Source organism: Saccharibacillus qingshengii, assembly GCF_013185195.1.
Classification (GTDB): Bacteria; Bacillota; Bacilli; order Paenibacillales; family Paenibacillaceae; genus Saccharibacillus; species Saccharibacillus qingshengii.
This window is the reverse complement of the sequence record NZ_JAAZWC010000020.1, coordinates 79,997-91,570: the sequence shown is the minus strand read 5'-3', so window position 1 is coordinate 91,570 and position 11,574 is coordinate 79,997. Positions and strand designations below refer to the sequence as shown.

Here is an 11,574-nt window from a genome sequence, read left to right as displayed (position 1 = left end):
GACATGGAGAACACCTCGTTTTTGAGATTTTCTCTGAGTTTAACATAATTATGCTTTTAGGGTTGATGATGTACTAGGTCCTTTCAGGTCAACTTGCTGCTTGTAAACGAAATAAACTGACGTCGACAGATCCCTGACGCCAGTTCACTTCTTACGATGTTTAATTAAATATAGAAAAACACGATACCAAACGTCAAACTATATTCGTGAAACGTAGTATTAATCTTTTGGTAAGGGCAAAAATTCCACATCATTTCCTTGCCTATCGATATAAAAATATTCACCTATCTGATCTTGGCTCACTTTCATAAGCCCATGTTTAGTAGGGAAAGTTTCCAAGTACTGAGGCTTAATTACTATCTCTCCTTTTTTATTGATATAACCCCCCTTTTTTATTTTATTTACAGATATAGCTGCCAGTCCTTCTGAAAAATTCTCTGCACCGTCTAACTTCGGCGGAATCACCCATTTACCCATAGTGTTGATAAATCCGAACTTCCCTTTGTATTCGACAAGCGCCAATCCTTCAGAGAAGGAGTTCGCAGAGTCATAACGCGGGGCAATAATCTCCTTCCCTTGATGATCGATAAAACCCCATCTCCCTTTTATCTTCACCATACCCCTTTGACCACTAAAAGAAAAAGCATCCTCATAAATTAAAGGTATAACAATCTTTCCGGTCCGATCAATGTACCCCCATTTGTTTCCTTTTGATACTGCTGCCAGCCCTTCACTAAAAGAATCAACGTCATCGTATCCTTCCAAAATGACCTTACCCTTCTCGTCAATAAAACCTTTATTACCCATATATTCCAACCAAACAGGAGATAATCCTTCCGAAAAAGCATGGACTCTGAAATAATCTGTTTTCACCTTTACTTTTCCTGAAGAATCAATTAGGTTCCAATATTCCAATCCATCGCTCACATCTGGATTTTCTTTTTTCATTGTTACAGCTGTTCCATTCTCAAACCCATAAGCATAGTCATACTGGGGTTCAATTGCCCACTTTCCTGAAAGATCAATGTACCCTAATTGTTCCCCTTTACTTGCTACCGCTAAACCTTCATGAAACTCATCAGCATAATCAAACTGAGCTTCAATCACAATTTGGTGGGAGTCGTTCACATACCCCATAAGATTATCTTCACCTATAACTACGGGGTAAATTTCATCCTCCGAGTACGCATAATTTTTAGGCTCTACGGGCTCCATACCTGCCGAGCAACCTTGTAAAGAACTTCCGAAACTAATTAAAGTGACTAAAGTAATGCTTTTTAATTTAGTTAAACCATTCAGAATTGTTCCTCTCCCTCCGAAGGACTGTCAAGCTAAATGCAAAACTTCCTTTTGAAATGATTTTTACGTGGACTTCCAGCCTACACACTTGCGAGACCGGTTTTTAATCAGATGAAGCGCTCGCTCTAGTTCAACGTGCGTTACTTGGACAAAATCGTAGCCTTTCAGGAAAAACTCCCAAAGCAGCCCGTTCGCCTTATCCTTGGAGACACGCTACCAGGAACAGATCCGCAAAGTAAACCTCGCCCCATGTACGTTCTTCAGCGCTGTGACAGGCGAACTCTTTTCCTCAGTCTGCGGTGGCAGTTTGGATTGCGACTTTTAGGGTATTAAGTGGCCTGCACCCCGAACGCAATCTCCATCGCCAGGGCCGTGCGGTCCGGCATCTTAATCGCCTGGTAAAATCATGTTTCTCACTTGACGAACGTGGTGACACATGCCTTGATTTCACCCCGGCTGACACGACTTTATCGAGTTCCCAATGTCCCAAGCTCTCGCGGCTTCGAGCCTCTTCAGGACGCTGGTAAATCGAATTACCGAGCGCAAACCGTCCTCGTTTCCAGACGGTTTGCGGAGTTTCCCCTTGTTTTGCAGAAGATTCAATCCGGACATAAGCTCTTTTGTACTCAGTTCGAGGTGTTGTACTTCATTTTACGATCAGTTGAATTTATAAAATTTGTTATATTTGAAAGCTTCTAAAACTCTCTCCATATCTTTATTTTGCACCGGAATCCCAGCCGCAGTAAAAATGCTAAATGGTTGCTTATTCTTTGGAAGATTATAGGCATCTCCAACTCCAAGCACATGACCGAATTCATGGGCAGCTGTCCATTTAAAGTAACTTTCAGATTTTGGTTTTGGATTGTCCAATCGAGAATCTCCTATATAAAGAGTCATTTTACCTATATTATCCTTTCCCCAATTTTTTGTAACTACATTTGAAACACCATAGTCATTAACAATCTCTACATCGACAAATTGTTTTCCTTTAGGTAGGACATAAGCATTTCCGTCATTTAAATCTGTAATATTAACGTTTGCGGATACTGAATTTCTGTATACGGGATCATAATCACCTTGCCAATAGTTTTCCATACCTTCAATAGCCGCTTGTCTATAAGTTTTGTTCGTTCCCTTTATTTTTAAATTTGCCGCAGTTCCATGGATACGAAACGTGGCATCTACTGTTATATTATTTCCTTTCAGATTAATCATAACAGCATCAGTTTGAGCACTTTTTACGGTCATCACATCGGAAAGGGCATATCCACTTGGATCCACATATTTCAGCGGATTATTTTCCACATACGTATATGGATTCAAGCTACTCGGCCGATTCACATACCCTTCAAACGTATCCTCTTGAATAAACCGTCCAATACTCGGATCATACCACCGACTTCTCAGGTATTGCAGTCCCGTATCGCCGTCCCAGAACTCGCCCGAGTACCCGAACGGACTCTCCACCTGGACGTCCGCCGTCAGCGGGTTACCCCAGATGTCGTACGTGTAGCGGTTCAGCGTCGTGCCGTCGGCTTTGACCAGTCCGGTGACGTCGCCGTGGCCGTTATGCTGGTAGTACGCTTTCTGGTTACTCGCGTCTTCGCGATAGATCAACTGCGCGCCACGCACGTAGCGAGCCTTGAACGTCACGCTTCCGTCTGCCGCGACCGTGCCTTCGGCAATGATGTTCGCGCCGTCGTAGTAGTAGCGCGTCGTAGTCGCCTGTCCGTTTTTCGTCAGGCTTCGCTCGGTCATCAGGCCGTCGCCGTTGTATTTGTAACTGACAGAAATCTGATTGCGCGTCACGTTGCTCAACTGCTCCGCTTGATTGTACGTATAGTTTACGTTGTCTTTGTGCGGCATCTGGATGCTGGATTGCAGCGTCAGGCGGTTGCCTTTGCCGTCGTACGTGTACGTCTCCGCGCCTTCCGAGCTGGTAATGATCCGGTCCAGTTCGTCGTACGTAAACGTACCGCTGGTCGCACCATCGCTGCGGCTGGTAATGTTGTCTCCGTTATCGTAGCCGTACAAGAACGCTTGGGTCAAGCCACCCGCCGACTGAAGTAGGTTCGTGAGTCGTCCGAAACCGTCGTTGGTATACGTCGTCGTGATCGATCCATCGCCCAACTTCAATTGGTACAACTGCGAAGATTTCAGATAGTTCTCGTCCGATTGCGTCAGGCCATCGCGGTAAACATACTCTGCCTGTTTGGTGTTGTCGGTACGCACTTCCGATAATTGATTATCCGTATTGTAAATGTAAGTCGTCGTCAACCCGAACGGATCGATCATGCTGCTCGTCAGTCCGTTTTTGTAATACGTGTACGAAATCTGTTTGCCATCCGGGTATACCATGCGTTCCAGATTGTTGTCCAACGTGTAGAAGTACTGCGTCGTGCCTGTTTCGTCAGTCATCGACTTGCGCAAGCCGTTTTTGTAATAGGTGAACGACCCGTTTTTATCTCCGCTAGTCCATGAAGTCAGACGGTTTTGTTCGTCGTATTGGTTAATGACGTTGATGCCGCCCCGCGTCGTTCCGCCGGTGAGGTTGCTATTGTTGTCGTATGTGTACGTTTCCTGACCCAGCACGGAGTCCGTTTTGGACAAACGCCGGCCCAATTCGTCATACCCATACGTGATCTTAGTCAGATCCGGAAACACCTTTTCGGTCATTGCGCCTTGTTTGTTATACGAATATTTCGTATTGAGCGATGTGCCGCCGGTGCTTTGCGTCACGTTTTGCAGGCGATGCAGACCGTCGTTCGTGAAGCCGGTCGTGTCGCCTTTGCCATTAGTCGAACTGGTCGAAAACGGATTCCCGCCCACTTCGTATTGGCTGGTCGTCGTGATGATATTGCCTTTATCATCGGTACGCGTCGTGCCGGTCGAGCGGCCTGCCGCGTCGGTTTTTTCGGTCACTTTCGCGCCGTAATCCGTCGTGGTCGTCGCTTGATTCAGCACGTTGTTGTAGCCGTAACCCGTCACGCGCCCCGCTGCCGAGATCGTCTCCTTGATCTCGCCGTTGGCATCGTATTCGTACTTCGTTTGATGCCCTTCGGTTTGTAGACTTCCCAGCGGTAGTCGAACCCGAACAGATCGAGGATCAGTTTGCGGTCCCAGAGCAGGTTGTCGAGCGGAGCCAGAATGCAGGCGCGCATCTCGGCAGAACGCCTATCCGGCTCTTCCTGGAGGTTTCCGGACGCCTGCTGCAGAGCAAGCGAAGCTTCCAGCAGAGGAAGATCGTTCGAGCGGATGTAGAGCGGACGGTCGATCCCTTCCACTTCCAGCGGCTGAATGTCTCCGCGTGTCAGCAGGGCTTCGAACGCGGCCAGACGCTGGGGTGCTTTGATTCCCGTCATCAGCAGGGCGTCGCTCGGTCGGTTCCAGAGCAGGCCGACACTTCCGATCCTCCGAAGCAGCGCCCATTCGTAATAATCCGCGTCGTCTGCAAAAGGATCGGGCCGGCCGTGCAGTTCTTTCGGCACAACACGATCGGAGCGCTCGTAATATTTGCGTCCCGACTTTTTGTGATGGACGACCAGGCGGCCGGCAAAATAGGAACCTTCCAGTGCCGCGCGGGCCAGCCGCGTCGGCCCCCAATCCCAAGCCACTTTCTCGTGATACTCCAGATCGGCCGAACAAAGCGGTCCGCGCCGGCCGATCTCTTCCAGCACCGCTTCGGCGATATCCGGATTCAAACGAAGCCAGTTTTGATGGCGCTGCCGGTACCGTTCGAAATAAGGCCAATCCTCCATCTTGAAGATCGCCATATTTTCATCCCAATAATCGAGCAAACGCCGGTCTTCGTACAGCAGCTCCCACAGCATCTTCCGCTCAAAATCGGAAATTCTCGACTGGAGTACCAGTTCGGGATTCGTTCCGACCACATTCAGCGGATCGAACTGGATACAGCCGACCCGGTCGATATAGTCCAGAATGCCGGCTTTGCCCGACGCGTCGAAACGGTGCGAGAGCCCTTGATAGTCGAACAGAAATCGCTTGGCCTGCTCCATGGTTAGGTTGTTTATTTGGATGTCCATTTGTTCACGGCTCCTTTGGTTGGCGCTGTCTACGGCTCTGTTCTAGGATAGGCGAACAAACCGGACAGCATGCCGTCCGGTTTCGCTTCGGTTTGTCTGATCTTTCCCACGGGCGCGAAGTTCGATCAGCCTTTGAACATCAGCCGGACGGCCGCGATCAATAGGCACACCGACAAAACGCGGACGACGGCGGCAGCCGGAATCTTCGATGCGATCCGTGCCCCGATCTGACCGCCCACAAGCGCCCCGATGGCCAGCCAAACGAATTTGTCCCACATGACATGTCCCAACACGGCATGCGAGACGGTTCCCACGAATGCGGACAGCAGAATCGAGAACATCGACGTGGCGGTCGCAATATGGGGAGGAAAAGCGAGGAACAGGATCATCGTCGGCACCATCACCGAGCCGCCGCCGATGCCGAACAGACTGGACAGAAACCCGACGAATAACGCAACTACCGCGGCAAAGGTCATATTGAACGAATACTCGTGCCGAAGGCCCGAAGCATCGAGCAAACTGCGGCTGACCGTAGGTTTCAAGAATCCGTCACGGCTCTTCTTGGGCTTGAAGTGGATCGAAATCGCCATGAGGATCAGGAAGATGCCCAGCGAGACGAAAAAGACCCGGTTCTCTACAATGCCGGTCGTCCAGGCGCCCAGAATCGAACCCGGAATCATCGCAGCGGCAAACGCAGAACCGCTGCGATAATCGATCCGCTTCTGCTTGGCATAAGCGATCGTGCTCGAAATTGCGCTGACGAACAGCACGGCCATCGAGGTTCCGGAAATATCGGACACCGGGATGACGTACATCAGCGCCAGAATCGGGACCATGATGAAGCCTCCGCCGAGTCCCGCGATTGCGCCGCACAGCGAAGCCAACATGCCGACCGCGATCAAAATTATGATTTCCATAGAAAATCCCTTTCTGTTAAAACCGAGATGGAAGCCTGCTTTAATCTGTCGCCCACCTGCCGCACTTGGACGAAACGCTTCTTCCAGTTTAACGTCCGCACTTGGCTGCGGCAAGGTTTCTTGGGTTTTCGCTGCAGGCATGTGCTGACAAAAAAGAACCCATCCGGAGATGGGTTCAACGGGTCTGCGCTTCAGGCAGAAAAGTGTTCGGCAAACCATCGGCGCGCGCCTTCCGCCTCGGTCCGCGTCAATTGGTGCCCAAAGTGCTCCCAATTCGATTTGACCGCAGCTCCCGCGCCTTCGAGCAGTGCGATCAATTCTTCCGTATTCGCGGCCGGTACCATGCCGTCGTTGCGTCCCGCGCCGACAAACACCTGCACCCCGCTCATATCCGGCAGAGCAAGACCGCGGATCGGTACCATCGGATGATGCAGCGCGGCTCCTTTAAAAGCACCTGCGAAGTGGAACATGAGACTGGCCGCGATATTGGCTCCGTTGGAATAACCGAGCGCAACCAGATTCGATACGTCGAAGCCGTATTGTTCCGCCGCTTCGTTCAAGAAGTCGCGGATTTCGTTTGTGCGGAAGATCAGGTCTTCTTCGTCGAATACGCCTTCCGCCAGCCGGCGGAAAAAGCGCGCCATCCCGTTCTCCGAAACATTGCCTTTGATTGACAGGATCGACGCTCCGGGTGCCACCATTTCCGCCAGCGGAATCAGATCATTTTCGGTTCCGCCCGTTCCGTGAAACACAACCACCGTCGGCAGAGCTTCATTCGTACCTTTTTGGAAAATATGCTTCATGTTATTTTTCTCCTCTCGTCATGCCAGAATGGGGATTCGACGTCCGCTCTTTATTGGCCGCTGTCCGGGTCTAAGGTTCTTACCGCAATCGGCAGCAGACCGTCTTCGATCTGCGCACGTTTGTCTTCGTACCAGGCCGGCAGCATCAGCACTTCGCCCAGGTTCTCCTGCGCTTCATCCACCGCGAATCCCGGAGGATCGGTCGCGATTTCAAACAGGATTCCGCCTTCTTCCCGGAAGTAGACCGCATGGAAGTACTGACGGTCGATGACCGGGGTCGGCTGGAAGCCGCCTCCGTTTACGACGCCGCGCCACATTTCGTGCTCCTCGAAATCTTTGGCGCGCCAGGCGATATGGTGTACGGTACCGGCTCCGCCCGCTCCGCGCGGGACCGCCTTCATCGGCAGGTCGATCAGATTGCCCAGCTCTCCCGCTGCCCGAAAGCGTGCAAATCCGGAGAACTCGCCGACTTTTTCCATGCCCAGTACATGTTCCAGTACGTAGGCGGTACGTTCCGGCTCAATGCTGTACAAGACCGCGCCGCCGAAGCCTTTGATCGCTTTGTCTGCCGGTACGCCGCCGAAAGACCAGGTCGATGCGGCGCCGTCTTCGCGTTCCACCAGTTCCAGCTGCAGCCCTTCATTGTCTCTGAACTGCAGGTAATGCTCGCCGAAGCGATCCGCTTCCGTCACCGAAATGCCCAACTTATGCAACCGTTCTCTCCAGAAGTCCGACGAACCCTGCGGAATGACGTAAGTCGTAAAGCCGACCTGCCCGCCGCCGATCCGGCCTCTGCGTGCTCCGGGGAACGGGAAGAAGGTAATAATGGTTCCCGGTGCGCCTTCTTCGTTGCCGAAATACAGGTGATAGACATCCGGCGCATCGAAGTTGATCGTTTTTTTGACCAACCGAAGTCCCAGTACGCCTGCATAAAAGTCGACATTGGCCTGAGGATCGCCCGCGAAAGCCGTGATATGGTGGATGCCTGCTGTTTGTAAAGTCATGAGTAAACGCTCCTTTGAATAGGGAATTTTATTTTTATTTCGTTTTTGTATTTCTTAACTTCAAAGTATTGGACCTAGAAAAACCGTTCCGGCTGCCTGCGGGGGAACGCTATCCGCGTTCCGCCCCTTTGCCCAACTTCTTCAGCAGCTCGGCCGCCGCTTCCGTCTCGTCTGCCGTCAGTCCGCCCATGATCCGCTGCACTTCGGCCGCATGATCCGGGAAGATCCGGTCGAACAGCTCCCGTCCCTGATCCGTGATCTCCGCATAGATGACACGGCGATCGTTCGGACTCGGTACCCGGCGCAGCAGCTCCCGCTTCTCCAGCTTGTCGATATTGTAAGTGACGCTGCCGCTCGTAATCAGGATCTTCTCTCCGATCTGCTGAAGCGGGAAACGTCCTTTATTGTACAGGACTTCGAGGATCGTGAATTCGGACGGCGACAAGCCGTGCTTCTTCATATCTTTGACCGCGAGGTCCATCACATTCTTATACGCTTTGGACAGGATTACGAACAGCTTCAGCGCAGCCGCTTGTTCAGGTTCGACCGGGGATTCGGCCAAAGCCTCCGCCTCGCTTGTTGGTTTCGTCATGTACAACCGCCTCCTTCACTCTCCGCCTTGTCGGCACAACTTTTCTTTCAATTTAAATCTCTTGAATTAAAGATAATACATTCTCGTTCTTCTGTCAACCTTTGTTTGATAAATTCTCCGAATTAAAAAAAGCCCCTTAAAGGGGCCTGCCGGTTCGGTATTCAGCGTTTCTTGCGGAATCCCTGGACCAGATGCATGACTTGTTTGGCTGTCGTAATGACGGTTACGATTGTGCCGACCGTGCGCAGAAGCTTTTTCATGATGGATATCCTCCTCGCGGGAATAGTACAGCCGACAGCCGCCGGCTTGCTCTACCGTCTTTTCCCCAAAGAACCGGAAGGCGAAACAGAATCGGCCGTTCCTTTATCTTCCATCTGCCGTGTCTCCGAATCTGCCCGCGCGGATGCAGGTTCGCTACTCGCTGCGCAGCGCCGCCACGGGGTCTTTGCGCGAAGCGAACTTGGCCGGGATAAATCCGCCGAGCATCGTCAGGGCTACGCTCAGCACGACGAGAAGCAGCGCATGCAGCGGATTGAGTACCGCGACGCCGGACAGATCGGTCATCGATTTCAGCACGGCATTGACCGGAATCGTCAGCAGATACGCGATCCCGATTCCGAGCAGCCCGGACGCCGCCCCGATAATAAACGTCTCGGCGTTGAATACGCGGGTGATATCTTTTTTGCGTGCTCCAAGCGCACGCAGCACGCCGATTTCCTTGGTGCGTTCAAGAACGGAGATGTACGTGATAATCCCGATCATGATCAGCGATACAAACAAGGAAATGGAAGCGAACGCGATCAGAACAATCGTAATCCCGTTCATGATCCCGCTGGACAAACTCGTAACCGTCTCGGCCAGATCGGTATAGATCACCTGCTCGTCGGACGCTTTGCCCGCGTTCCAGGCGTCGAGATAGGCGACCAGGTCTTCTTTGGCATTAAAATCTTTGGGATACAGCGAGATCGAAGCCGGCTGGCCCGACGCCCCGAGCGCCGCCAGCGCCTGCTGCTGCGTCGTGGCCCCGGCCGGATCGACGGCTGCCGAAGCCGATCCGCCCCCCATTCCCGGAGGACCGAAATTCATGCCGGTGAAGTCGGAGAAAGCACCGGCCCGGGTGAACGGCTGTCCGCTGATGACATTGACCGCCCGGTTCTTCTCCTGGGCGAGCACGACGGCCGAAGACCGGGCATCGGCGATAAACGATTCGGACAGTTTGTCCGAGTAAGCGATTCCGGGGTCCATCGTGGACATCGGCGAATCCTGCTGTTTGCGGATGATGCCCGTGATCGTCAGCGTAATCGATTCCGGATCGTCGTACAGCCCGCCCAACTGCGAAGCGGCGGCACGTTCGTACAGCCCGCCTCCTTTGCCGGTATAGAACTTGTCGCTCGGAATCAGTTTAAACGTCGAACCGACAATCCGGTCAAAATCGACAGCCGAAGCTTCGTAGTCGAATCCCAGAGCTTCGAGCGTCGACTTCTCGATCCGGTTGTACTCGTCGACCACCAGTACAAGGTCGGTCGGCTGGATCGGAAATTCGCCGGCCAGCACCTCATATACCTGTTCCAGATAGCTGGCGCCGGATACTCCCTGGGGCTTTGAAGGATACGCGGTAAAAGCGGCTTCGTTCAGATCGACGGCCGAGACCTGCGCGCCTTCCGGGCGCTTGAGCACGTTCAGCTTCACTTCGCGGGCAAACGAAATGGCATCAAGCAGCTTGGGATCGATCCCGTTTAAATAATCCAGATATTCCTGCGTAAGGGTGTTGCGGTGCAGAACGGTATTGAGCGTCGGATCGTACGGGTACACCTGCGCGTCCTGCGGGAATTCCGGCAGCGCCACCTCGTCTCCACCCGGTGTCCCCGGAGGCGGTTGGGTGAAGTCGATATTCGCCGCCGTTCGGCTGATCGTCACCGGGAAATTCGAGAGCGCCCCCGATTCGTATTTGCTGATCTGCCGATCGAAGCCGTTGGACAGCGACAAGATCAAGGCGATACCGATAATGCCGATACTCGATGCAAATGCAGTCAGCGCGGTTCTCCATTTCTTCGTGGCGATATTGCGTCCGGACAGCTTGAGCGCCGTCAGGTAGCTCATCGCCGTTTTCTTGAGCCGGTAATCGGACAAGGCGGCTTCCGCTTCCGGCGGATTGCTGTCCGATACGACCTGCCCGTCGCGGAACTGCACGATCCGGTCCGCGTAGCGTTCGGCCAGCTCCGGGTTGTGCGTGACCATTACGACGAGCTTGTCTCCGGCGATCTCGCGGATCAGATCCATAATCTGGGCGCTTGTCGTCGTATCGAGCGCTCCCGTCGGCTCGTCGGCCAGAATGATGTCCGGATCGTTGGCAAGCGCCCGGGCAATAGCCACCCGCTGCATCTGGCCGCCCGAGAGCTGTCCCGGCTTTTTGTGCATATGCTCTTTCAAGCCGACACGTTCGAGCACCTCCTGGGCTTTGCGGCGGCGGACAGCCGGTTCGATCCCGCTGAGCGTCATGCCCATTTCCACATTGCCGATCACACTCATATGAGAGATCAGGTTATAACTCTGAAAAACGAACCCGACGCTGTTATTGCGGTAGGCATCCCAGTCGCGGTCTTTGAACTGCCGGGTGGAGGTGCCGTTGATCAGCAGATCGCCTTCGTCATACCGGTCCAAACCGCCGATCAGATTCAGACAGGTCGTCTTGCCCGAACCGCTGGGTCCGAGTATGGCGACAAATTCGTTTCCGCGAAAAGAAAGATTGACGTCGTCGAGTGCGATTTGCGTAAAATCGCCGGTGGTGTAGGTTTTGGAAATCCCTTGAAGCTGGAGCATGTGGGGCCCTCCTCTTCGGCTCTGCGCCGACTGTGTGCATAAGTTCATCGTATCACGTTCTCATTCGGCAATCCAAAGACCCCCAAAATTCCCGAA

The 11,574-nt window shown here is 52.8% G+C and carries 8 protein-coding genes; all 8 read right to left on the bottom strand.

Going from position 1 to position 11,574, the window contains the following annotated elements; genetic code table 11:
- Positions 1-219: 219 nt before the first annotated feature.
- A complete protein-coding gene (locus tag HRQ60_RS16675) occupies positions 220-1,215 on the bottom strand; it encodes a WG repeat-containing protein (protein WP_172197591.1) in 996 nt (331 codons plus the stop codon).
- Positions 1,216-1,956: 741 nt separating this feature from the next.
- Positions 1,957-4,287 carry an RHS repeat-associated core domain-containing protein gene (locus tag HRQ60_RS16670; RefSeq protein WP_172197588.1) on the bottom strand — a complete coding sequence of 777 codons (2,331 nt, stop codon included), beginning with the start codon at positions 4,285-4,287 and terminating at the stop codon, positions 1,957-1,959.
- Complete coding sequence (locus HRQ60_RS16665) at positions 4,284-5,342, bottom strand: DNA glycosylase AlkZ-like family protein (protein ID WP_172197585.1); 1,059 nt, start codon at positions 5,340-5,342, stop codon at positions 4,284-4,286. Before HRQ60_RS16665 ends, HRQ60_RS16670 begins: the two co-directional genes overlap by 4 nt.
- 125 nt (positions 5,343-5,467) lie before the next feature.
- Positions 5,468-6,259 (bottom strand): sulfite exporter TauE/SafE family protein, encoded by a 792-nt coding sequence (locus HRQ60_RS16660; protein ID WP_172197582.1) that lies wholly within the window; start codon positions 6,257-6,259, stop codon positions 5,468-5,470.
- A 191-nt stretch (positions 6,260-6,450) separates the two neighbouring features.
- Positions 6,451-7,062, bottom strand: coding sequence for an alpha/beta hydrolase (locus tag HRQ60_RS16655; protein WP_172197579.1), 612 nt, complete (start codon positions 7,060-7,062; stop codon positions 6,451-6,453).
- Between the two features lie 50 nt (positions 7,063-7,112).
- Positions 7,113-8,066 (bottom strand): ring-cleaving dioxygenase, encoded by a 954-nt coding sequence (locus tag HRQ60_RS16650; RefSeq protein ID WP_172197576.1) that lies wholly within the window; start codon positions 8,064-8,066, stop codon positions 7,113-7,115.
- Positions 8,067-8,175: 109 nt separating this feature from the next.
- Entirely contained in the window at positions 8,176-8,658 is a 483-nt protein-coding gene (locus HRQ60_RS16645) for a MarR family winged helix-turn-helix transcriptional regulator (RefSeq protein ID WP_172197573.1), read from the bottom strand.
- Between the two features lie 414 nt (positions 8,659-9,072).
- Complete coding sequence (locus HRQ60_RS16640) at positions 9,073-11,478, bottom strand: ABC transporter ATP-binding protein/permease (protein WP_172197570.1); 2,406 nt, start codon at positions 11,476-11,478, stop codon at positions 9,073-9,075.
- Between the last annotated feature and the right edge of the window lie 96 nt (positions 11,479-11,574).